Below are 21,380 nucleotides of genomic sequence, written 5' to 3'. Positions count from 1 at the left end.
GCTGTTCAGCTGGATGGTGCCCGACGTGCCGGCGGCGGCGAAGGCGGGGGCGGCGAACAGGGCGCTGGAGACCAGGGCGGCGGTGGCGGCGGCGGTGGCGATGCGGCGGATCATGGCAGAGGTTCCTATCGGTTCGGGGGGCGGCTTCGGCGCCCGGGCTTGTTCATGCCTGGTTATAAGCACTCGGCATGCCAAGTGAGGGGCCACACCTCCAGCCAAATAGGAAAATTAATTTAATAACAATTCATTAGCCAATAATCCGCCGCGTGGCTGAAAGTGATGCGGGGCGATACCCCCTTGCGGGCTACCCCCGTTGATGCATCGCGCATCGAGCCTTATGGATAGGGTCAGCGGTTATCATTGCGTTGATACATGCAAAACGCATCACGCCTGACTGAGAGCCGCCGCAGTCACAGGGCCAGGTCTGCCCTCCCCCACGGTCTGGCCGTCGACCGCCACCACGGGACGCACCATGAGGCTGGAGGTGAGGAACAGCTCTGTCGCCCGCCTGAGATCCGACGGCGCCAAAATCCGCTCTTCCCCGCCCAAGGCGGCCAGGAGAGCGGCGCGGCGCGTGCCCGGCAAGGCGCCGGAGGCCAAGGGCGGCGTCACCAGGGCCCCGTCCAGGACCGCGAACAGGGTGGCGGCGGTGGCGCACGCCACATGGCCCACGGTGTTCAACAGCAGCGCGTCATCGGCGTCCCGCGCCGCCGCTTCATTGCGGGCGAGGATCTGGTCCAGGTAGGCGAGGCTCTTGATCCCGCTGAGGGGGGAGTGCTCATTGCGCCGGGTGACGGTGGCGATCAAGACACGGGCGGGGGCCAACGCCGGCCCGGACGGCGCGGCCGTCACCAGGACGGTGGGTGTGGGCGTCGCCGGGCGGGGCAGCCCCCGGACCCCCGGCCCCGCGCTGACCGTCAGGCGCAGCGCGCCGTCCACCAAGCCGTTGGCGGTGGCCGTGTCGGCCAGCGCCGCCGCCAGGGTGGTGGGCGGCGGCAGAGGCAGCCCCAGCACGGCGGCACCCCGGGCCAAGCGGGCCAGATGCGCCTCCAGGCGCACCACGGCCCCACCCCGCCAGCGCAGCGTCTCGAACACCCCGTCGCCCAGCAGGAAGCCGCGGTCACTGACGGCGATGCCGGCAGACGCGGCCGCTTGCAGGCCGCCATTCAGCCAGACCAGGCCGCTCATGCCGCCGCACTCCCCTGCACGGGGCAGGCTGCGGGCACCGGCGGCCAGGCCATATCCGGATCCAGCGCCGTCAGCAGCGCGCGGGCCTTGACCAGGCTTTCCTCGTACTCCGCCGCCGGGTCGCTGTCGGCGACGATTCCCCCGCCGGCCTGCACCACCACCTCGTCACCGGCAACGGCCAGGGTACGGATGATGATGCTGCTGTCCATGGCGCCGTCCCATCCCAGCCAGAGGACGGAGCCGCAGTAAGGACCGCGCCGCGCCGGCTCCAACTCATGGATGATCTCCATGGCGCGGATCTTGGGGGCCCCGGTGATGGAGCCCCCCGGGAAGGTGGCGCGCAACAGGTCGAGGGCGCCCTGGCCGGCGGCCAACCGGGCCGTGACCACGCTGACCAGGTGGTGGACGGTGCGGTAGCTTTCCAAGCCGCACAGCGTGGGCACGGCGACGGAGCCCACGACCGACACCCGCGACAGGTCATTGCGCATGAGGTCGACGATCATCAGGTTTTCCGCCCTGTCCTTGGCCGACCCCAGCAACTCGGCCGCCAGGGCGGCATCACGGACGGGATCGGTGTCGCGGGGACGCGTGCCCTTGATGGGCCGTGTCTCCACCGCGCCCGCCGCGTCCACGGCCAGAAAACGCTCCGGCGATACGGACACGATGGCCCGGCTGGCCCCCCGCTCATCCGGTCCCAGGTCCAGCAGGGCGGAGTACGGGGCCGCCGCCCGGGGGCGAACGCGGGTGTAGAGGTCCAGCGGCGTCACCCCCGGCGCCAACCGGGCCAGGAAGCGCTGGGTGATGTTGGCCTGGTAGATGTCACCGGCGGCGATGTAGTCGACCGTACGGGCCACGGCGGCCTCATGCGCCGCCCGGCTCCACCCCGCGCGCCAACCGGGGGCGAGCAGGCAGGGCCCGGCGCTGGAGGTCGGCACCGCCAGCGGCGTTGCCCCCAGGGGCGGCGCTTCCAGAAGGGCCGCCCCCAGAAGGGCCGCCCAGTGCCGCGCGCCCTCCTCCGCCCGCTGCCGACGGGCCACGGCATCGCGCTCCGGCAGGCCGGAGGACAGCACCCAGGCGCGGCCCTCGGCATGGTCGATGGCGACGATGCGATCATAGAAGCCGACCGCCATGTCCGGCAACGCCACCCCATCGTCATGGGGAGGCGGCAGCGTCTCCAACTGGCCGCCCAGCTCATAGCCCAGGAAGCCGACCGCGCCGCCCCGGAAAGGGGGCAGGCCGGCAGGCCCCGTGGCGACGTCCAACACCTCCCGTCCCGCCTTCAGCAGCGCGGCCAGCACACCCAGGGCATCGCCCGGCACCGGGCGCCCATCCACCGTGACGGCACCCCCCACACACTCCACCCAGGCATGGGGCGCGGCGCCGACATAGCTGTAGCGGGCGCGGGCCAGGTCGGCGGCGCCCCCGTCCAGCAGGAAGGGCCGATCCAGGCCGCTCAGCCGGGCATAGACCGCCACCGGATCGGCCAGGGGAATTTCCAGGGCGACGATGCCGCCAGGGAGCGCGGGGTCATGGGGTGTCATGGTGGCCGGACCTTACCCCCGTCGCCCCCGCTTCGCCAACGCCGGTTCAGCCGAAAGGAATGGGCGAAAGGAATGGACCGAAAGGAAAGGGTCCGCTTAGCCGGCCCTACCGCCCGGCCGCCTTGGCAAGGCTCACGCGCTGTGGTGGTATGGCCTCTGGATTTTACGGCTTCCAGGAACCGCGTCCATGCGTTTCATCGTTCGTCTGTTCGCCCTTATCGGCCTGTTCGGCGTCCTGCTGACGGCGGGGCTGATCCTGCTGGCCATCAAGGCGAAGGACAAGCAGCCCACCCTGCCCCAGTCCGTGGTGCTGGAGTTCAACTTCGAGCGGCCCCTACCCGAGGCGCCGGGCGAGGACGGGTGGTCCAGCCTCATCGCCAGCCGCCATGGCAGCGTGCGCGAGGTCATCGACGCGCTGGAGCAGGCCAGCCGCGACCCCAAGGTGAAGGGCCTGGTCGCCAAGGTCGGCAACGCCAGCCAGGGCATCGGCACCACCCAGGAACTGCGTGACGCCATCGCGCGCTTCCGCGCCACAGGTCGATTCGCCTACATCTACGCGGAAAGCTATGGCGATGGCGGCAGCGGCATGAGCCCCTACTACCTGGCCAGCGCCTTCGACCAGGTCTGGCTGCAGCCCGTGGGCACGGTGGGCATCACCGGCGTCGCCGTCACCCAGACCTTCTTCCGCGGCGCCCTGGACAGCATCGGCATCCAGCCGCAGATCTCCAAGCGCGCCGACTACAAGACCGCGGCCGAAACCTTCGCCGAGAAGCAGGCCACCCCGGCCAACCGCGAGATGACGGAAAGCCTGGCCGGCGACCTGTATGACCAGATGGTGCTGGGCATCGCCGACGGCCGCCATCTGAACCCCGATGCGGTCAAGGCCGCCATCGACCACGCCCCCCTGCTGGACAGCGAGGCGCTGGCGTCCAAGCTGGTGGACAAGCTGGGCTATTTCGATGAGGTGGAAACCGCCGCCAAGGAACGGGCCGGCGGCAAGGCGGCAGGCGCCGACACGGTGGACCTGCTGACCTACGGCAAGATCGCCGGCTCCGCCTTCCAGGACGGCCCCACCGTCGCCCTGATCGTGGGCGAGGGTGAGATCGTGCGCGGCGGCAAGGGCGGTGGCGGCTTCAGCGACGAACCCTCCTTCGCCGCCAACCGCATCGCCGACGCTTTCGACACCGCCATCGACCAGCCCAACGTCAAGGCCATCCTGTTCCGGGTCAACAGCCCGGGCGGCAGCCCCGTGGGCTCCGAAACCGTGCGCCATGCCGTGGACCGGGCGCGCAAGGCCGGCAAGCCGGTGGTCATCTCCATGGGCGACGTGGCCGGGTCCGGCGGCTATTGGGTGGCCATGGACGCGGACCGCATCGTCGCCCTGCCGGGCACCCTGACCGGGTCCATCGGCGTTCTGGGCGGCAAATTCGTGGCCAAGGGCCTGGCCGACAAGCTGGGCGTGGGCGTGGACCAGGTGTCGCGCGGCGCCAACGCCACGATCTGGAGCCCGGCCAGCCCCTACACTGACAGCGAGGCCGCCCGCCAGGACGCCATGCTGGACGCCATCTACACCCAGTTCACCGACGGCGTGGCCAAGGGCCGCAAGCTGGATATCGAGAAGGTGCGCCAGGTGGCCAAGGGCCGCGTCTACACCGGCCGCCAGGCCAAGGATCTGGGCCTAGTGGACGCCCTGGGCGGCTACGACATCGCCCTGCAGCAGGTGCGCCAGGTGGCGGGCATCCCCAGCAACGCCAACCTGCACATCGTCCAGTTCCCCAAGCCCAAGACCGGGTACGAGCTGGTGATGGATCTGTTCAACGGCAACGCGGCGGCGGAAATGGCCCGCGTGGCCGAGACGCGCGGGGCGGAAAAGGTGCTGGCCGACTACGGCCCCCTGCTGGACATGGCCCAGCCCCTCGTCCGCGCAGCCAAGCGCCAGGAGCAGGTGCTGATGATGCCGGACCTCAGCGTCAACAGCCCGGTCCGCTGACCGATGATGATGGGAAAGCCCCCGGCCCGGTTGCACCGGCCGGGGGCTTTCTGTTGAATTTGCGCGACTTGCCCTGGCAGGTGCGACAAATCGTCCCTATCTCACAGGCTCACAACGAACAGGCCCCCCCCTGATGGACTTCCTTGCCGATCCCGGCATCTGGCTCGGGCTGCTGACCCTGGTCTCCCTCGAAGTCGTCCTCGGCATCGACAATCTGGTCTTCATCGCCATCGTCGCCGACAAGCTGCCAGCGGAGCAGCGCAACCGCGTGCGCCTGGTGGGCCTGTCGCTGGCGCTGATCATGCGCCTGCTGCTGCTGTTCTCCATCTCCTGGATCGTGACGCTGACCGAGCCGCTGTTCAGCGTCGCCGGCTTCCCGCTCTCGGGCCGCGACCTCATCCTGGTCTTAGGTGGCGCCTTTCTCTTGGCCAAGGGCACGATGGAGCTGCATGAGCGGCTGGAGGGCGGGGCGGCGCACCACGGCCCCAAGGCCGGCACCGCCGCCAACGCCTTCTGGCGCGCGGTGGTGCAGATCGTGCTGCTGGACGCCGTGTTCTCGCTGGACAGCGTCATCACCGCCGTCGGCATGGTCGACGAACTGCCGGTCATGGTGGCCGCCGTCTGCATCGCCATGGTGGTCATGCTGGTGGCGTCCAAGCCGCTGATGGCCTTCATCTCCCGCCATCCCACCGTCATCATCCTGGGGCTGGGCTTCCTGCTGATGATCGGCTTCAGCCTGGTGGCGGAAGGCCTGGGCCTGCATATCCCTAAGGGCTACCTCTACGCCGCCATCGGCTTTTCCATCCTGATCGAGGCCGCCAACCAGATCGGCCGGCGCAAGCAGGCCAAGCCGGGCGCCGCCGCCCCGGGCGAGGCCACCATCGCCACAGTGATGACCCCGCGCGACGCCGTGGAATGGGTGGATCTGTCGGCAGGCCAGGATGAGGTGCGCGAGGCGGTCCTGGCGCTGAACCACAGCCACGTCATCCTGGGCCGCGATGGCCTGGACACCGTGCTGGGCTTCGCCGCCAGCCATGACCTGGTGAAGCGGGTGATGGCGGGGGAAATGGTCACGGGCGACGAGGCCCTGGCCCCCGTGGTGGCCCGACCGGATCAGTCGGCACGGTCGGTGCTGGCCCTGATGCGCGACATGGGGGCGGAACTGGTGGTGGTCATGGACGCGCAAGGCCAAGTGCTGGGCGTCGCCACCCCGGCCGATGCGCTGAAGCTGCTAGCTTAGGCGCCCTCAAGCTCTGGGCGGCCCCAGTCGGGGCCTAGAGCGGCATGAATCTCATGCCGCTCGTATCAATCCCGCCGGGCGCCGATCAGGAATTCCTTGTTGCCCTCGGGCCCCAGGATAGGGCTGGGGTCCACGCCCAGGACGGTCCAGCCGGGACGGGCCGACAGCCAGGCGACGACGGCGTCGCAAACCTCCTGGTGCAGTTCCGGCTCGCGCACCACGCCGCCCTTTCCCACGCGGCCCTTGCCCACCTCGAACTGCGGCTTGATCAGGGCCACCAGCGCGCCACCGGGCTGAACCAAATCCAGGGCCGCCGGCAGCACGGTGGCGAGGCCGATGAAGCTGGCGTCGCACACCACCATGCCAATGGGATCGGGGATGTCGGCGGCCGTCAGGTGCCGGGCATTGGTCTTTTCCATGACCACCACGCGCGGATCCGTGCGCAGCTTCCACGCCAACTGACCATGGCCGACATCCACGGCATAGACCTTGGCGGCCCCCCGGGTCAGCAGCACGTCGGTGAAGCCGCCGGTGCTGGCGCCCACATCGATGGCGGTCACGCCTTTTGGATCGAACCCGAAATGATCCAGGCCATGCACCAGCTTCAGCCCGCCGCGCGACACCCAGGGGTGATCCTGGCCCTTCAGGGTCAGGGGCTTGTCGGCGGGAATGGTCTGGCCCGGCTTGTCGATGCGCAAGGTGTCGGCATAGACCAGGCCGGCCAGCACCAGCGCCTGGGCCCGGGCGCGGCTTTCCACCAGGCCGCGTTCCACCAGGGCCTGGTCCACCCGGATCTTGCCAGGCTTTTGGCCCGGCTTCTTACCAGGCTCTTGAGCCTTCTGCGGGCTTTCCTCCGACATCAGGCGTTGGGCGTCCGCGCCGCCGCCTGACTGCCCAGCGCCTTGATGACGGTATCGACGATGCCGTTGGCGTTGAGGCCGGCCTCGTCATACTGCTTGGCCGGGTTGTCGTGTTCCTGATAGTGGTCGGGCAGCACCATGGGGCGGAACTTCAGGCCGGTGTCGAACAGCCCCTCCTCCGCCAGGAACTGCATGACCTGGGCGCCGAAGCCGCCCACCGAGCCTTCTTCGATGGTCACCAGCACATCGTGCTCAACCGCCAGGCGACGCACCAGTTCCTTGTCGATCGGCTTGGCGAAGCGCGCGTCCGCCACCGTCGTCGACAGGCCCCGCACCGCCAGGTCCTCGGCCGCCTTCAAGGCCTCGCCCAGGCGGGTGCCCAGGCTCAGGATGGCCACCGTGTTGCCCTCACGCACGATGCGGCCCTTGCCGATGGGCAGAATCTCGCCCTTCTCCGGCATCTCCACGCCCACGCCCTCGCCGCGCGGATAGCGCAGCGCGATGGGGCCGGCGTCGTAGGCCACGCTGGTCGCCACCATGTGCACCAGCTCCGCCTCGTCCGCCGCCGCCATCACCACCATGTTGGGCAGGCAGCACAGATAGGCCAGGTCGAACGCGCCGGCGTGCGTGGCGCCGTCCGCTCCCACCAGGCCCGCCCGGTCCATGGCGAAGCGCACCGGCAGGTTCTGGATCGACACATCATGCACCAGCTGGTCATAGCCGCGCTGCAGGAAGGTCGAGTAGATGGCCACGAAGGGCTTGTAGCCCTCCGTGGCCATGCCGGCGGCGAAGGTCACAGCGTGCTGCTCAGCGATGCCCACGTCGAAGGTGCGCGTGGGGAAGGCCTGGCCGAACAGGTCCAGGCCCGTGCCCGACGGCATCGCCGCCGTGATCGCCACCACCTTGTCGTCGGCCTTGGCCTCCTTCATCAGGGCGTCGGCGAAGACACGGGTATAGGTCGGCGCGTTCGCCTTGGCCTTGGCCTGGGCGCCCGTCACCACGTCGAACCGTCCCACCGCGTGCAGCTTGTCCGCCGACGCTTCGGCCGGCGCGTAGCCCTTGCCCTTCTGCGTCACCGCGTGGATCAGCACCGGGCGGCCGTTCGGCTCATCCCGGATGTTCTCCAGGATGGGCACCAGCTGGTCCAGGTCATGACCGTCGATGGGCCCGACGTAATAGAAGCCCAGCTCCTCGAACAGCGTCCCGCCCATGACCATGCCCCGGGCGTATTCCTCCACCCGGCGCGCCGCGTTCTGCAGCGGACGGGGCAGGTGTTCCGCCACCTGGCGGCCGATGTTGCGCAGGTGGCGGTACTGGCTGCTGCTGACCAGCTTGGCCAGATAGCCCGACACGGCACCTACCGGCGGCGCGATCGACATGTCGTTGTCGTTCAGGATCACCACCAGGCGCGAGCCCAGGGCGCCGGCGTTGTTCATCGCCTCATAGGCCATGCCGGCGGAGATCGACCCGTCGCCGATCACGGCGATGACGTGATTGTTCCCGCCCGCCAGGTCGCGGGCCACCGCCATGCCCAGGCCGGCGGAGATGGAGGTGGAGCTGTGCGCCGCCCCGAACGGGTCGTACTCGCTCTCCGACCGGCGGGTGAAGCCAGACAGCCCCCCGCCCTGCCGCAGCGTGCGGATGCGGTCGCGCCGGCCCGTCAGGATCTTGTGCGGATAGGCCTGGTGACCCACGTCCCAGATGATGCGGTCCGCCGGCGTGTCGAACACATAGTGCAGCGCCACCGTCAGTTCCACCACACCCAGGCCGGCGCCCAGGTGACCACCCGTCACCGACACCGCGTCGATGGTCTCGGAACGCAGCTCGTCCGCAACCTGGCGCAGCTGCTCTGGACGCAGCGCGCGCAAACGGTCAGGCGTCGGACACTGGTCCAACAACGGGGTCTTCGTCGCCATTCATCGGCTCCCAATCAAACTTTTCTTAAGATCGCCGATCCACAACGAAGCGCGCCACCGCCTGCAACATCGACGCCCGGCCCTCGAAAATCTCCAGGTGGCGGGTGGCCTGGTCGGCCAGGCGGCCGGCCTGATCGCGCGCCCGGTCCAGCCCCAGGATGGACACGAAGGTCGCCTTGCCCGCCGGCTTGTCACGGCCCACGGACTTGCCGGTCTCTGCCTCCGTCCCTTCCACGTCCAGAAGGTCGTCGGCGATCTGGAAGGCCAGGCCCAGATCATGGGCGTAGGCCTGAAGGGCGTGGAATTGCGGCGGGGAGGCGCGGCCCAGGATGGCGCCGGCCGTGGCGGAGAAGGCGATCAGCTCGCCGGTCTTCATCCGCTGCAGCCGGGTGATGGCGCCGATGTCCAGGGACTGGGTTTCCGCGATCAGGTCCAGCATCTGGCCGCCGACCATGCCGCGCGGGCCGGACGCCTTGGCCAGCGCCGACACCAGGGCGCAGCGCACGCGCGGATCCTCATGCGTCTCGGCATCGGTCAGCACCTCGAACGCCGCGGTCAGCAGGGCGTCGCCCGCCAGGATGGCGGTGGCCTCGTCGAACTCCCGGTGCACGGTGGGCCGCCCCCGGCGCAGGCTGGCGTCGTCCATGGCCGGCAGGTCGTCATGGACCAGGGAATAGCAGTGGACGAACTCCACCGCCGCCGCCACCCGCAGGGCGCAGGCCGGGCTGACGCCGAACAGGCGGGCGCTTTCCATGACCAGGAAGGGCCGCAGCCGCTTGCCCCCGCCCAGGCAACCATAGCGCATGGCCTCATACAGCTTGGCTTCCGCCATGCTGCTACGGGGCAGCAGGATGTCGATGGCGGTTTCCACCTGTTCGACGGTGTCCGCCATGGCGACGGTAAGGGTTTTGGGCAGGCTGGGCATCAGGGCACACTCAGGGCGTAAGGGTACGGGCTTAGTCGATGCGGGCCGGCTCCATGCCCACCGTTCCGTCGCCGCCCAGGGTGATGCGGTCGACCTTTTCCTGCGCCTCCCGCAGCTTGCCCTCGCAATGGCGTTTCAGCAGCGTGCCGCGCTCATAAAAACCGATGGCGTCGTCCAGCTTGGCCTTGCCGTCCTCCAGCTGGCGCACGATACGCTCCAGCTCACCCAAGGCGTCCTCGAAGCTCATGGCCTTGATATCGGCCGGCAAGGTCAGTTCGGTCATGAAGGGTCCACTATCAACGCGAGGGAAACAGGCAACGCCGGGAAAACAGGCTGGGCGCACGGGCGCGTCCAAATCACACGCGGGTGACTGTAGGACCGGGCGGCCCCCGCCCGCAAGCATCGTGGCCGGGAGGCTGTCCTACCACGGGTGGCGGGCGTGTGTCCCCCGCCTGCCTCAAACCTCCATCAGGGTACCCACATGGGCGGCGACACAGGACGCCAGCGCCATCGGATCATAGCCCCCTTCCAGGGTGGAGACCAAGCGGCCCTGGCAATGGCGGGCGGCCAGGGCCGCGATCTCCGCCGTTATCCAGGCGAAATCATCCTCCACCAGCCCCAGGTCGGCCAAGGGATCGGCGCGGTGGGCGTCGAAACCCGCGGAAATGAAGATAAGTTCCGGGGCGAAGGCGTCCAGGGCCGGCAGCAGGCGGGTTTTCATGCCCTCGCGGAACTCCGCCCCGGTGGAGCCGGCGCGCAGCAGCACGTTCACCACCGTCCCATAATCGCCCGTGTCGCCCAAGGCGCCGGTGCCAGGATAGAGCGGCCATTCGTGGGTGGACCCATAGAACAGGTCGGGGTCGTGCTCCGCCAGGGTCTGGCTGCCGTTGCCGTGGTGGACGTCGAAATCGACGATGGCGACCCGGCGCAGGCCATGGGCGAAGCGGGCATGCTCCGCCCCCACGCCGACATTGTTGAACAGGCAGAAGCCCATGGATTGGCCCGGTTCGGCATGGTGCCCCGGCGGGCGCACGGCGCAGAAGGCGTTGCGCACCTCCCCCGCCATCACCGCGTCCACGGCGGCGCAGACGGCACCGGCGGCGTGCAACGCCGCCTCGAAGGAGCCGGGGGACAGGACGGTATCGCCATCCAGCGACACGATGCCGGTGATGGGAATGGAGGCCTGCAGGCGGGCCACCAGATCCGGCGTGTGCACCCGCTCGATCTGGTCCAGCGTGGCGCGCGGCGCCTGCCGCCGGTCCAGGTATTGGAAGCGTTCGGCATCCAGCGCGCGCAGCACGGCCGACAGGCGGGCCGGACATTCCGGGTGGCCCGGTCCCGTCTCATGTTCCAGGCAGGACCAGTGGGTGAACAACGCCGTCGCCATGGTGACCGTTTCCTCGCATGCCCGCTTATTATTGCCCGCATCATCACCGATGCGGCGGATCGGCCGCCAGTGCCTAACCGGCGTCCTGACTCTAGAATGATCCAAATCAGGGGGTTCAAGCCCGGCGTATCGTGAAGGTCAGCACCCCGTCCGCCTCATCCACCGCCACCAGGACATGGCCGGCCGACTGGCAGAAGGCCGGAACGTCGCGCCGGGCGGCCTGATCGGTGGCCAGCAGGGTCAGAACAGCCCCGGGCGCCATGGCCATCAGCGCCTTGCGCGCCCGCAGGACCGGCAGGGGACAAACCAGGCCACGGGCGTCCAGGCGGGCATCCGGGGCGTTCATCGTGGGGCCTTCAGCGCCGCGGCGGCCAGGAGCAGCCAGCCCAGGATGAAGCTCATGCCCCCCACCGGCGCCACCGCGCCCAGCGGGCTGGGGCCCCACCAGCCCAGGCCATAAAGGGCGCCGCCGAACAGCACACAGCCCAGCAGGAACAGCCAACCCGCCAGCGCCGCCAGCCGCCGGTGCAGCACCTGCCCGCCCAGCGCCGCCGCCACGGTCACCCCGGCGTGCATCAATTGATACTGGCTGGCCGTCTGCCACAGCCCGACGGCGTGGGCGTCGCGCACGGCACCCAGGCCGTGGACGGCATAGGCGCCGGCCGCCACCGCCAGCGCGCCGATGATGCCGGCGACCACCACCCGCAGCCGGGCATCCCTTGTCAACACGTTCCCTGGCAAAGCGTCCCTTGCGGGCATTCCCCCACCCCTTCGCATTCACACCCTGGGTCAACACCCTGGGCCAACGTCTGGGGCAGGATATGAGACGGCGGCGCCGGAACCGCAAGCGTTCTCGGAAATGCGAACGGGCCGCCCCTGGGAAGGGACGGCCCGCCGCTTGCGTCTTTTATTAAGATCAGCCGGCCAGCTTGGCGGCGATCTTCGCGACATGGGCGCCCTGGAAGCGGGCGCCGGCCAGCTCGTTCTCGCTGGGCTGGCGCGAGCCGTCGCCGTTGGCGATGGTGGTGGCGCCGTAGGGGCTGCCGCCCGTCACCTGCGAATTGTCGGTCTGGCCCTGGAAGCTGTAGGGCAGGCCCACCACCACCATGCCTTGGTGCAGCAGCGTGGTGTGGAAGGACAGGATGGTGCTTTCCTGGCCGCCGTGCTGGGTGGCGGAGGAGGCGAAGACGCTGCCCACCTTGCCGATCAGCGCGCCCTTGAACCACAGGCCGCCCGTCTGGTCCAGGAAGTTGCGCATCTGCGAGGCCATCATGCCGAAGCGGGTGGGGGTGCCGAAGATGATGGCGTCGTACTGCGGCAGCTCATCCACCGTGGCGATGGGCGCCTCCTGGTCCAGCTTGATGCCGGCCTTCTGCGCGACCTCGGCCGGAACCAGCTCCGGCACGCGCTTCACCACCACCTCGGTGCCGGCCACGGACGCGGCCCCTTCGGCCACGGCCTTGGCCATCGTCTCGATATGACCGTAGCTGCTGTAGTAGAGGACGAGAACCTTGGCCATTGCCATCTCCATCAAACGGTTCAGCCGGCGTTGGTGCGGGGCGTGGCGCGCGGCGTTGCGATGAAGGAACCATACCCGCGTTCCCCGTTGCGGATAATCAGGCGACTGGGCATAAAATTGTTCCGCCTTTTGCAACAATTCTGGCACAGCCCGCGAGAGACCTGACATGGACCGCCTGGACGACATGGCCCTGTTCGCCCGCGTGGCCGAAACCCGCAGCTTCACCGTGGCGGCGGCCAAGCTGGGCCTGTCCCGCTCCGCCGCCAGCCGGCGCATGACGGACCTGGAGGCACGGCTGGGCGCCCGACTGCTGAACCGCACCACGCGGCGCATCAGCCTTACCGAGGCGGGGGAGACCTACCTGGCCCGGGTGCAGCAGATCCTGGCCGACGTGGACGACGCCGACCGTTCCGTCGCCAGCCTGCACGCCGCCCCGCGCGGCGTGCTGAAGGTGGCGGCGCCCATGACGTTCGGCATGCAGCACCTGGCGCCCGCCATCGCCGACTTCCTGTCCGCCTTCCCGGCGATCGAGGTGGAGATGGATTTGAACGACCGCTTCGTCGACCTGGTGGACGAGGGGTATGACGTCGCGATCCGCATCGGACAGTTGAAGGACAGCACCCTGGTGGCCCGCCGCCTCTGCCCCGCCCGGCTGGTGCATGCGGCCAGCCCGGCCTACCTGACCCGGCGCGGCGTGCCCCGCGCGCCGGAGGACTTGGCCCAGCATGATTGCCTAGTCTACACCAACCTGCCGCAAGGGGCCCAATGGCTGTTCCGTACCACGCCGCTGACCCCCGGGGCGCCGCGTGGCGGCAACCACGACCTGGATGCCGCCACCCGCCTGGTCAAGGTGAACTCCCGCCTGCGCGCCAACAACGGCGACGTGCTGCTGCAGGCGGCGTGCGCCGGCGTCGGCATCATCGCCCTGCCCACCTTCATCTGCGGCAAGGCCCTGGCGGAGGGCAAGGTGGTTCCCATCCTGCAGGAATGGGCGGTGACGCGCAGCGCCATCAACGCCGTCTTCCCCGCCAACCGTCACCTGTCATCCAAGGTGCGCGTCTTCGTCGACTTCCTGGCCGACCGCTTCGGCCCCAACCCCTATTGGGACGTGGGCCTGAAGCTGGGTTAGAGAAGCCCAGCGCGGCAGAAAAAGACGCGACGGAGCGTAGCGACAAGGCCCCGACCGGGGCCGCCGGACCTTTTCGGGGAGCGTAGCGGACTGAAAAGGGAGGATAGCCAAGGGGCGGATGCCCCGCCGGCGCCTAAGGCAAACCCTCAATATTAAAAACGGCGGATCAGGCTTGGGCCCCTGGGGGCATCCATCCTGGTCCGCCGTTTTTTCTCAGTCGGATGGGCAAAAGCCTCGAAACCGCATCCAGGGCGGCCGCTTTGCCGCGATAGATCCGACCGTGTTTCCGGACGTCCCACCATGCCGGGGGTTTCGTTCGGTTGAAAGCGCGGGCTATGCCGCCCGCCTCCTGAAACAAAGCGTGCGCCTGGGCGCCGCCGGGGTCAAACGCCGTTCCGGCATGCCGCGGCGCGGCGGCCGCCCGCCCAGGTCATACCGGGTTAACAGACCGCCCCTTGCGCCCTTGACCTTTGTCCGCCGGGGTACCTCCGCCCGCGAACCCGCTATTGCTGCAACCCGCCCATCCGGGCGGTTCATATGCCGCAAAACATCCCCGCTTGACATGGAAAGGGGAGTGGCTACTTAAAGGGTACTGATTTGGTCCGGATTGCCGGGCCGAGTTTTTCAACAGGCACAGGACCCCAAAGCACGTGATCCGGCTGAGCAAATTGACGGACTACGCCGTCGTGGTGATGACCGCGATGATGCAGGGGGATGGCGGCCCGCATACCGCCGTCTCGCTGGCGGAGCGTACCGGCCTGCCGGCCCCCACCGTGTCCAAGATCCTGAAGCTGCTGGCCCGTGACGGCCTGATGGCCTCGCACCGGGGTGCCGCCGGCGGCTATCGCCTGGCGCGTGCGCCGGACGCCATCAACGTCGCCCAGATCATCGCCGCCATCGACGGCCCCATCGCCCTGACCGACTGTGTCGAGGGGGCGCCCGGGGCCTGCGGGGTGGAGAGCCTGTGCCCCCGCCGGGGCAACTGGGACCGGGTGAACCGCGCCGTCCGTGGCGCGCTGGAGGGCGTCAGCCTGGCCGACATGGCCCGGCCGATGTTCCCCGATCCCGTCCTGCCCAAGGCGGCGCCGGCCCTGCCGGCCACCGCCGACGCTATTTGATTTCGAGGAAGAGCGAAAACATGGCCGCCACCGAACAGACCGTCGAACAGGTCCGCGCCGTCACGGAGCAGAAGTACAAGTACGGCTTCACGACCGAGATCGAGTCCGACCTGGCGCCCAAGGGCCTGAACGAGGACATCGTCCGCTTCATCTCCGCCAAGAAGGGGGAGCCGGAGTGGCTGCTGGAATGGCGCCTGCAAGCCTACCGCCATTGGCTGACGATGGAGGAGCCGACCTGGGCCATGGTCGACTTCCCCAAGATCGACTATCAGGACAGCCATTATTATGCCGCGCCGAAGGCCGCCAAGGACAAGCCCAAGTCCCTGGACGAAGTCGATCCCGAGCTGCTGGCCACCTATGAGAAGCTGGGCATCCCGCTGAAGGAACAGGCCATCCTCGCCGGTGTCGAGGGGGCCGGCGACATGCCGGCCGTGGCGGTGGACGCCGTGTTCGACAGCGTGTCGGTCGCCACCACCTTCAAGAAGAAGCTGGAGGAGAAGGGCATCATCTTCTGCTCCATCTCCGAAGCGGTGCGCGAGCATCCGGAGCTGGTGCGCAAGTACATGGGCTCCGTCGTCCCCTACTCCGACAACTACTACGCCACGCTGAACTGCGCCGTGTTCACCGACGGGTCGTTCGTCTACATCCCCAAGGGCGTGCGCTGCCCCATGGAGCTGTCGACCTACTTCCGCATCAACGCGTCCAACACCGGGCAGTTCGAGCGCACGCTGATCATCGCCGACGAGGGCAGCTACGTCAGCTACCTGGAGGGCTGCACCGCCCCCATGCGCGATGAGAACCAGCTGCACGCCGCCGTGGTGGAGCTGGTGGCAATGGATGACGCCACCATCAAGTATTCCACCGTCCAGAACTGGTATCCCGGCGATGAGAACGGCAAGGGCGGCATCTACAACTTCGTGACCAAGCGCGGCGCCTGCCGCGGCAAGAATTCCAAGATCAGCTGGACCCAGGTGGAAACCGGCTCCGCCATCACCTGGAAGTACCCGAGCTGCATCCTGCAGGGCGACAATTCGGTGGGCGAGTTCTATTCGGTCGCCATCACCAACAACTACCAGCAGGCCGACACCGGCACGAAGATGATCCACATCGGGAAGAACACCCGGTCGACCATCGTGGCCAAGGGCATCTCCGCCGGCAAGGCGCAGAGCACCTATCGCGGCCTGGTGCGCATCCTGCCCAAAGCCGAGGGCGCGCGGAACTACACCCAGTGCGACAGCCTGCTGATCGGCGACAAATGCGGGGCCCACACCGTGCCCTACATCGAGAGCCGCAACCGCACCGCCCGGGTGGAGCATGAGGCCACCACCGCCAAGATCAGCGAGGACCAGCTGTTCTATTGCCGCGCCCGCGGCCTGTCGGAAGAGGACGCCGTGGGCCTGATCGTCAACGGCTTCTGCCGGGAGGTCCTGAAGGAGCTGCCCATGGAGTTCGCGGTCGAGGCGCAGAAGCTGGTCGCCATCAGCCTGGAAGGCAGCGTGGGGTAAGGGCGCCGCAACCGCCCCCACCCACCCAAGCTGCACACGACATTCGGTTTCAAGGAACGTTTCAAATGCTCGAAATCCGCAACCTGCACGCCACCGTCGACGGCAAGGAAATCCTGAAAGGGATCAACCTGACCATCAACCCGGGCGAGGTGCATGCCATCATGGGGCCCAACGGCTCGGGCAAGAGCACGCTGTCCTATGTGTTGTCCGGCCGCGACGGCTATGAGGTGACCGAGGGTTCCGTGACCTTCCAGGGCAAGGACCTGCTGGCCATGGAGACCGAGGAGCGGGCGGCGGAGGGCGTGTTCCTGGCCTTCCAGTACCCGGTGGAAATCCCCGGCGTGTCCAACACCACCTTCCTGAAGACGGCGCTGAACGCCGTGCGCAAGCACAAGGGCCTGCCCGAGCTGGACGCCATGCAGTTCCTGAAGCTGATCCGCGCCAAGGCCAAGGCCTTGAACATGAACGACGACATGATCAAGCGGGCCGTCAACGTCGGCTTCTCGGGCGGTGAGAAGAAGCGCAACGACATCCTGCAGATGGCCATGCTGGAGCCCAGCTTCGCCATCCTGGACGAAACCGACAGCGGCCTGGACATCGACGCCCTGAAGCTGGTGGCCGACGGCGTGAACAGCCTGCGGAGCCCCGAGCGCTCCATGCTGGTCATCACCCATTACCAGCGCCTGCTGAGCTACATCGTGCCCGACCACGTGCACGTCCTGGCCTACGGCAAGATCGTGCGCAGCGGCGGCAAGGAGCTGGCGCTGGAGCTGGAAGCCAAGGGCTATGCCGAATTCGGCTCGCCCGAAGCCGCCTGAGGGGTGCGTTCCATGGCCGCCATCGCCACCCTGAAAGACCTGTACGAAACCCTGAGCCCCGGCCTGCCCGGCGCCGGTGCCGCCGGCCTGGACCGGCTGCGCGCCGACGGCTATGCCCGCTTCCTGGCCGACGGCATCCCCACGACCAAGGTCGAGGGCTGGAAGTACACCAACCTGCGCGACCTGGCCGGCGTCAGCCTGGCCCCGGCGCAATCGGCCGCGAACACGGATTTCGATATCCCCAGCGTGGCGCCGGGCAAGACCCACCGCTTGGTGTTCGTGGACGGTGTGTTCAACGCCGCCCTGTCCGCCGTGGGCACCCTGCCCCCGGGCGTCACCCTGGACAGCCTGCGCGGCCTGATCGAGTCCTCCCCCGCCACGGCGGCCGAAGTGCTGGAGCGCTTTCCGGCGCCCAAGGCCGACACCGGCCTGCGCGTCGGCCCCAATCCCGGCCGTGGCCAGTCGGGCGGCCTGGTCGGCCTGAACGGCGCCTTCCTGGCCGAGGGCGCGGTGCTGACCGTGGGTGAGGGCGTGACGCTGGCGCAGCCGGTGGAAATCGTCTTCGTCGCCACCGCCGCCGACGGCGCCTGGCACCCCCGTTTGCTGATCGACGTGGCCGCCGGCGCCGAGGTGACGGTGGCCGAGCACCACGTGGCCCGGGGTGGCGGCGCCACGTTCGCCAACATCGTCGGCGGCGTGCGCGTCGGCGAAGGTGCCATCCTGCGCCACGCCAAGTTCCAGGAAGAGGATGACGCCGCCCTGCACCTGGCCAGCGTCACCGCCACGGTGGCGGCGTCGGCCACGTATGAGACCTTCGTGCTGACCACCGGCGGCCGCCTGGCCCGCACCGATGTCCAGGTGCGCCTGGAAGGGTCGGGCGCCAGCACCCGCGTCTCCGGCGCCTATGGCGTGGATGGCAGCCGGCATGCCGACTTCACCAGCCTGATCGACCATGTCGCCGCCAACTGCACCAGCCGCGAGGTGGTGAAGGGCGTTATCGACGGCAAGGGTCGCGCCGTGTTCCAGGGCAAGATCATCGTGCGGCCGGACGCGCAGAAGACGGACGGCCACCAGCTGAACCGTGCCCTGCTGCTGTCCGACACGGCCGAGATCGACGCCAAGCCCGAGCTGGAGATCTACGCCGACGACGTGAAGTGCAGCCACGGCGCCACCGCCGGCGAGCTGGATGAAGAGGCGCTGTTCTACCTGCGCGCCCGGGGGATTCCGGCCGACACCGCCCGCGCCCTGCTGATCGCCGCCTTCCTGGATGAGGTGGCGGAGGAGATCGGCGACGCACACCTGCGCGCCTATGCGACGGCCCGCATCCAGGACCGCATCGGCCGTCTGACGGGCATCACAGTCGACACCGACGTCCCGGTGTTAGGGGAGTGACCTCATGGACACCCGCATCTTGACCAACGCGCCGTACGACGTGGACAAGGTCCGCCAGGATTTCCCCATCCTGACGCGCCTGGTGCATGAGAAGCCGGGCCGTCCGGGCAAGCCGCTGGTCTATCTGGACAATGCCGCCAGCGCGCAGAAGCCGCGGGCGGTCATCGACGCCATGGCCCATTTCATGGCGCACGACTACAGCAACGTCCATCGCGGCGTGCACTACCTGTCCCAGGTGGCGACCAACCTGTATGAGGCGACGCGGGTCAAGACGGCCACGTTCCTGAACGCGCCCTCCCCCGACACCATCGTCTTCACCCGCAGCGCCACCGAGGCCTTCAACCTGGTGGCCAGCAGCTGGGGCGGCGCCCACCTGAAGGCGGGTGACGAGATCATCCTGAGCGTGATGGAGCATCACGCCAACATCGTGCCCTGGCAGCTGCTGCGCAGCCGCACCGGCATCGTCATCAAGGTGGCGCCGGTGCTGGACGACGGCACGCTGGACCTGGACGCGCTGGCCGACCTGCTGAAAAGCCCCAAGGTCAAGCTGGTGTCCATCACCCACGGCAGCAACGTGCTGGGCACGGTGACGCCGGCGGCGGAGATCGCGCGCATGGCGCACGCGGCCGGCGCCAAGGTGCTGTTCGACGGCAGCCAGGCGGCGGTGCACATGCCGGTGGACGTGCAGGCCATCGACGCCGACTTCTACATCATGACCGGGCACAAGCTGTACGGCCCCACCGGCTTCGGCGTGCTGTACGGCAAGGCCGAAGTGCTGGAGTCCATGCCCCCCTACCAGGGCGGCGGCGACATGATCCAGACGGTGACCTTCGAGGAGACCACCTTCCGCGAGGTGCCGCACCGGTTCGAGGCCGGGACGCCGCCCATCGTGGAGGGCATCGGCTTCGGCGCCGCCATCGACTATGTCACCGCCCTGGGCATGGACGCCATCCATGCCCATGAGCAGCGCCTGCTGGCCTATGCCACGGAAAAGCTGCGGGCCATCCCCGGCCTGCGCCTCATCGGCACCTCGCCCACCAAGGCGGCCATCCTGTCCTTCACCATCGAGGGCGTGCACCCGCACGACATCGGCACCCTGGTGGACCGGGCCGGCGTGGCGGTGCGGGTGGGCCGGCATTGCGCCGAGCCGCTGATGGACCGCTTCGGCGTGGGCGCCACCGCCCGCGCCAGTTTCGCCCTGTACAACACCGAGGCCGAGGCCGACGCCCTGGTGGACGCCGTGCGCGCGGTGAGGGAGTTCTTCAACTGATGTTCGACGATCTGCGCGACCTGTACCAGGAAGTGATCCTGGACCACGGCAAGAATCCCCGGAACTTCGGCAAGCCGGAAAACTTCAACCGCATGGCCCGGGGCGAGAACCCGCTGTGCGGCGACAAGATCAACGTCTACCTGTCCATCGGCGCCGACGGCCGGGTGCAGGACGCCCATTTCGACGGCCGTGGCTGCGCCATCAGCCAGGCCAGCGCCTCGCTGATGACGGAGACGCTGAAGGGCAAGACGGAGGCGGAGGCCGAGGCGCTGTTCGGCCACTTCCACGATATGTGCACCAAGGACGACCACGAGCACACCGACCACGGCCCCCTGGACCCGGAGGCGGTGGAGAAGCTGGACGTGCTGTCGGGCGTGCGGGAATTCCCCATGCGCGTCAAGTGCGCGACCCTGGCCTGGCACACCATGCACGCCGCCATCCATGGCGACGACAAGACGACGACGGAGTAAGCGAGATGTCTGCCACGGAACGGCCCATCGCGCCGGATGTGACCCTGCAGGCGCCGGCCACCATCCCGGATGAGGACAAGCTGCCCCCCGACGCGCCCCTGGCGGACCGCGTGACGGAGGCGTTGAAGACCGTCTACGACCCCGAAATCCCGGTGAACATCTATGAGCTGGGTCTGATCTACCGCTGCGACATCGACGCGGAGGGCCAGGTGGAGATCGACATGACCCTGACCGCCCCGGGCTGCCCCGTGGCCGGGGAGATGCCGGGCCAGGTGCAGGGCGTCGTCGCCTCCGTCGACGGGGTCAAGGACGTGACCGTGAACCTGGTGTGGGAACCGGCGTGGAACCCCAGCCTGATGTCCGATGAGGCGCGCGTCGCCCTCAACATGTTCTGACGTGTGGAGAGAATCATGAGCCGCATGGAACGCCCTAAAGCGATGAGCCTGACCGACGCCGCCGCCGCGCGGGTGAAGGAGATCATGGCCCAGCGGGAGACGCCGGCCGTGGGCCTGCGCGTCGGCGTGAAGGCGCGCGGCTGCTCCGGCCTCAGCTATTTCGTCGAATACGCCGACGCCAAGAAGCCGTTCGAGGAAGTGGTGGAGGAAAAGGGCGTGACCCTGCTGCTGGACCCCGCCTCCACCATGTTCCTGCTGGGCACGGAGATGGACTACAAGGAGGACAAGTTCCAGTCGGGCTTCGTCTTCACCAACCCGAATGAAAAGGGCCGCTGCGGCTGTGGCGAGAGCTTCACGGTCTGACCGGCCGACACTTATAGACTTGGCGCCCAGGGCACGGCGGGACACCCCTGCCGCGCCCTTTCGCTTTTCCGGGGCAGAGCGGCGCCCCGGGGCGGGCCCATTAATTAAAGCAAATTTCCGAAACCGGCCGCCCCAACGTTGATTATCGCTCTCATTCCCAAGTGATGGATCATCCACCTATCCTTTAGGCGCGCACTTATATTGGCACATTACAGGTGAATGTTTTCGCCGTCAGGATGATTGCCCCCTCTATACGAAAGATAGCGCCAGACGCCCAAACGTTACTTGGGGAACGGCCCCTAAATTAACTCCCCATTAAGCGGGTTGCGGCAAGGTGACGCAGTCTGGATGTCA

General features: G+C 68.4%; 21 protein-coding genes. 11 read left to right on the top strand and 10 right to left on the bottom strand.

Features of this window, described 5'->3' with window-relative positions; genetic code table 11:
• Window positions 1-384: 384 nt before the first annotated feature.
• Window positions 385-1,188 carry an aminotransferase class IV gene (locus FBZ90_RS24450; protein ID WP_145735748.1) on the bottom strand — a complete coding sequence of 268 codons (804 nt, stop codon included), beginning with the start codon at window positions 1,186-1,188 and terminating at the stop codon, window positions 385-387.
• Window positions 1,185-2,729, bottom strand: coding sequence for an aminodeoxychorismate synthase component I (gene pabB / locus FBZ90_RS24445; RefSeq protein ID WP_145735746.1), 1,545 nt, complete (start codon window positions 2,727-2,729; stop codon window positions 1,185-1,187). Before pabB ends, FBZ90_RS24450 begins: the two co-directional genes overlap by 4 nt.
• 187 nt (window positions 2,730-2,916) lie before the next feature.
• Here pabB and sppA point away from each other — a divergent pair, with 187 nt between their 5' ends.
• Both sppA and FBZ90_RS24435 read left to right on the top strand, forming a co-directional pair.
• Window positions 2,917-4,719: a signal peptide peptidase SppA gene (sppA, locus tag FBZ90_RS24440; RefSeq protein ID WP_145735744.1), complete on the top strand. Its 1,803-nt coding sequence runs from the start codon at window positions 2,917-2,919 to the stop codon at window positions 4,717-4,719.
• Between the two features lie 133 nt (window positions 4,720-4,852).
• Window positions 4,853-5,959: a TerC family protein gene (locus FBZ90_RS24435; RefSeq protein ID WP_145735742.1), complete on the top strand. Its 1,107-nt coding sequence runs from the start codon at window positions 4,853-4,855 to the stop codon at window positions 5,957-5,959.
• 65 nt (window positions 5,960-6,024) lie between these two features.
• Here the strand turns inward: FBZ90_RS24435 and FBZ90_RS24430 are convergent, their stop codons facing one another.
• From FBZ90_RS24430 to wrbA, 8 genes are all read right to left on the bottom strand, one after another.
• Window positions 6,025-6,819, bottom strand: a complete 795-nt coding sequence (locus FBZ90_RS24430) for a TlyA family RNA methyltransferase (protein WP_145735741.1) — start codon at window positions 6,817-6,819, stop codon at window positions 6,025-6,027.
• On the bottom strand, window positions 6,819-8,735 hold the full coding sequence (gene dxs, locus FBZ90_RS24425) for a 1-deoxy-D-xylulose-5-phosphate synthase (RefSeq protein ID WP_145735739.1): 1,917 nt from the start codon (window positions 8,733-8,735) through the stop codon (window positions 6,819-6,821). Before dxs ends, FBZ90_RS24430 begins: the two co-directional genes overlap by 1 nt.
• A 25-nt stretch (window positions 8,736-8,760) precedes the next feature.
• A complete protein-coding gene (locus tag FBZ90_RS24420; RefSeq protein ID WP_145735737.1) occupies window positions 8,761-9,660 on the bottom strand; it encodes a polyprenyl synthetase family protein in 900 nt (299 codons plus the stop codon).
• Window positions 9,661-9,691: 31 nt separating this feature from the next.
• Window positions 9,692-9,943, bottom strand: coding sequence for an exodeoxyribonuclease VII small subunit (locus FBZ90_RS24415; protein WP_145613231.1), 252 nt, complete (start codon window positions 9,941-9,943; stop codon window positions 9,692-9,694).
• A gap of 174 nt (window positions 9,944-10,117) precedes the next feature.
• On the bottom strand, window positions 10,118-11,047 hold the full coding sequence (locus FBZ90_RS24410; RefSeq protein ID WP_145735735.1) for a histone deacetylase family protein: 930 nt from the start codon (window positions 11,045-11,047) through the stop codon (window positions 10,118-10,120).
• A 115-nt stretch (window positions 11,048-11,162) separates the two neighbouring features.
• A complete protein-coding gene (locus FBZ90_RS24405) occupies window positions 11,163-11,393 on the bottom strand; it encodes a sulfurtransferase TusA family protein (RefSeq protein WP_145735733.1) in 231 nt (76 codons plus the stop codon).
• Window positions 11,390-11,773: a DUF423 domain-containing protein gene (locus tag FBZ90_RS24400; RefSeq protein WP_246130845.1), complete on the bottom strand. Its 384-nt coding sequence runs from the start codon at window positions 11,771-11,773 to the stop codon at window positions 11,390-11,392. Before FBZ90_RS24400 ends, FBZ90_RS24405 begins: the two co-directional genes overlap by 4 nt.
• Window positions 11,774-11,963: 190 nt before the next feature.
• On the bottom strand, window positions 11,964-12,566 hold the full coding sequence (gene wrbA / locus FBZ90_RS24395; protein WP_145735729.1) for an NAD(P)H:quinone oxidoreductase: 603 nt from the start codon (window positions 12,564-12,566) through the stop codon (window positions 11,964-11,966).
• Between the two features lie 166 nt (window positions 12,567-12,732).
• Here wrbA and FBZ90_RS24390 point away from each other — a divergent pair, with 166 nt between their 5' ends.
• The 9 genes from FBZ90_RS24390 to FBZ90_RS24350 all read left to right on the top strand — a co-directional run bounded on the left by FBZ90_RS24390 (window position 12,733) and on the right by FBZ90_RS24350 (window position 21,026).
• A complete protein-coding gene (locus FBZ90_RS24390) occupies window positions 12,733-13,695 on the top strand; it encodes a LysR family transcriptional regulator (RefSeq protein WP_145735727.1) in 963 nt (320 codons plus the stop codon).
• A gap of 650 nt (window positions 13,696-14,345) precedes the next feature.
• The gene (locus FBZ90_RS24385; RefSeq protein ID WP_145735725.1) at window positions 14,346-14,813 is read left to right on the top strand and encodes an SUF system Fe-S cluster assembly regulator; all 468 of its coding nucleotides are present in this window, start codon (window positions 14,346-14,348) and stop codon (window positions 14,811-14,813) included.
• Between the two features lie 20 nt (window positions 14,814-14,833).
• Window positions 14,834-16,318 (top strand): Fe-S cluster assembly protein SufB, encoded by a 1,485-nt coding sequence (sufB, locus tag FBZ90_RS24380; RefSeq protein WP_145735723.1) that lies wholly within the window; start codon window positions 14,834-14,836, stop codon window positions 16,316-16,318.
• Window positions 16,319-16,383: 65 nt separating this feature from the next.
• Window positions 16,384-17,136, top strand: a complete 753-nt coding sequence (gene sufC / locus FBZ90_RS24375) for a Fe-S cluster assembly ATPase SufC (RefSeq protein ID WP_145735721.1) — start codon at window positions 16,384-16,386, stop codon at window positions 17,134-17,136.
• Window positions 17,137-17,148: 12 nt separating this feature from the next.
• On the top strand, window positions 17,149-18,528 hold the full coding sequence (gene sufD, locus FBZ90_RS24370; RefSeq protein WP_145735719.1) for a Fe-S cluster assembly protein SufD: 1,380 nt from the start codon (window positions 17,149-17,151) through the stop codon (window positions 18,526-18,528).
• Window positions 18,529-18,532: 4 nt separating this feature from the next.
• The gene (locus FBZ90_RS24365; protein WP_145735717.1) at window positions 18,533-19,798 is read left to right on the top strand and encodes a cysteine desulfurase; all 1,266 of its coding nucleotides are present in this window, start codon (window positions 18,533-18,535) and stop codon (window positions 19,796-19,798) included.
• Complete coding sequence (gene sufU / locus FBZ90_RS24360) at window positions 19,798-20,268, top strand: Fe-S cluster assembly sulfur transfer protein SufU (RefSeq protein WP_145735716.1); 471 nt, start codon at window positions 19,798-19,800, stop codon at window positions 20,266-20,268. The genes FBZ90_RS24365 and sufU overlap by 1 nt, the downstream gene beginning before the upstream one ends.
• Before the next feature lie 5 nt (window positions 20,269-20,273).
• Window positions 20,274-20,663, top strand: a complete 390-nt coding sequence (locus tag FBZ90_RS24355; RefSeq protein WP_145735714.1) for an SUF system Fe-S cluster assembly protein — start codon at window positions 20,274-20,276, stop codon at window positions 20,661-20,663.
• A 15-nt stretch (window positions 20,664-20,678) separates the two neighbouring features.
• On the top strand, window positions 20,679-21,026 hold the full coding sequence (locus FBZ90_RS24350) for a HesB/IscA family protein (RefSeq protein ID WP_145735712.1): 348 nt from the start codon (window positions 20,679-20,681) through the stop codon (window positions 21,024-21,026).
• Window positions 21,027-21,380 lie beyond the last annotated feature (354 nt).

Source organism: Nitrospirillum pindoramense (genome assembly GCF_007827955.1).
In the GTDB taxonomy this organism is placed as follows: Bacteria; Pseudomonadota; Alphaproteobacteria; order Azospirillales; family Azospirillaceae; genus Nitrospirillum; species Nitrospirillum amazonense_B.
Note: the sequence above shows the minus strand (reverse complement) of the source record. Positions and strands in the feature narration are given on the sequence as shown.

Excerpts from the sequence above, each read along its gene's own strand:
- FBZ90_RS24355 (WP_145735714.1), top strand. The coding sequence starts at position 20,274 with ATGTCTGCCACGGAACGGCCCATCGCGCCGGATGTGACCCTGCAGGCG.
- FBZ90_RS24420 (WP_145735737.1), bottom strand. The coding sequence starts at position 9,660 with ATGCCCAGCCTGCCCAAAACCCTTACCGTCGCCATGGCGGACACCGTC.
- sufD (WP_145735719.1), top strand. The coding sequence starts at position 17,149 with ATGGCCGCCATCGCCACCCTGAAAGACCTGTACGAAACCCTGAGCCCC.
- FBZ90_RS24415 (WP_145613231.1), bottom strand. The coding sequence starts at position 9,943 with ATGACCGAACTGACCTTGCCGGCCGATATCAAGGCCATGAGCTTCGAG.
- sufB (WP_145735723.1), top strand. The coding sequence starts at position 14,834 with ATGGCCGCCACCGAACAGACCGTCGAACAGGTCCGCGCCGTCACGGAG.
- FBZ90_RS24450 (WP_145735748.1), bottom strand. The coding sequence starts at position 1,188 with ATGAGCGGCCTGGTCTGGCTGAATGGCGGCCTGCAAGCGGCCGCGTCT.
- dxs (WP_145735739.1), bottom strand. The coding sequence starts at position 8,735 with ATGGCGACGAAGACCCCGTTGTTGGACCAGTGTCCGACGCCTGACCGT.
- FBZ90_RS24390 (WP_145735727.1), top strand. The coding sequence starts at position 12,733 with ATGGACCGCCTGGACGACATGGCCCTGTTCGCCCGCGTGGCCGAAACC.
- sufU (WP_145735716.1), top strand. The coding sequence starts at position 19,798 with ATGTTCGACGATCTGCGCGACCTGTACCAGGAAGTGATCCTGGACCAC.
- wrbA (WP_145735729.1), bottom strand. The coding sequence starts at position 12,566 with ATGGCCAAGGTTCTCGTCCTCTACTACAGCAGCTACGGTCATATCGAG.
- FBZ90_RS24435 (WP_145735742.1), top strand. The coding sequence starts at position 4,853 with ATGGACTTCCTTGCCGATCCCGGCATCTGGCTCGGGCTGCTGACCCTG.
- FBZ90_RS24365 (WP_145735717.1), top strand. The coding sequence starts at position 18,533 with ATGGACACCCGCATCTTGACCAACGCGCCGTACGACGTGGACAAGGTC.
- FBZ90_RS24410 (WP_145735735.1), bottom strand. The coding sequence starts at position 11,047 with ATGGCGACGGCGTTGTTCACCCACTGGTCCTGCCTGGAACATGAGACG.
- FBZ90_RS24430 (WP_145735741.1), bottom strand. The coding sequence starts at position 6,819 with ATGTCGGAGGAAAGCCCGCAGAAGGCTCAAGAGCCTGGTAAGAAGCCG.
- pabB (WP_145735746.1), bottom strand. The coding sequence starts at position 2,729 with ATGACACCCCATGACCCCGCGCTCCCTGGCGGCATCGTCGCCCTGGAA.
- sppA (WP_145735744.1), top strand. The coding sequence starts at position 2,917 with ATGCGTTTCATCGTTCGTCTGTTCGCCCTTATCGGCCTGTTCGGCGTC.
- FBZ90_RS24405 (WP_145735733.1), bottom strand. The coding sequence starts at position 11,393 with ATGAACGCCCCGGATGCCCGCCTGGACGCCCGTGGCCTGGTTTGTCCC.
- sufC (WP_145735721.1), top strand. The coding sequence starts at position 16,384 with ATGCTCGAAATCCGCAACCTGCACGCCACCGTCGACGGCAAGGAAATC.
- FBZ90_RS24350 (WP_145735712.1), top strand. The coding sequence starts at position 20,679 with ATGAGCCGCATGGAACGCCCTAAAGCGATGAGCCTGACCGACGCCGCC.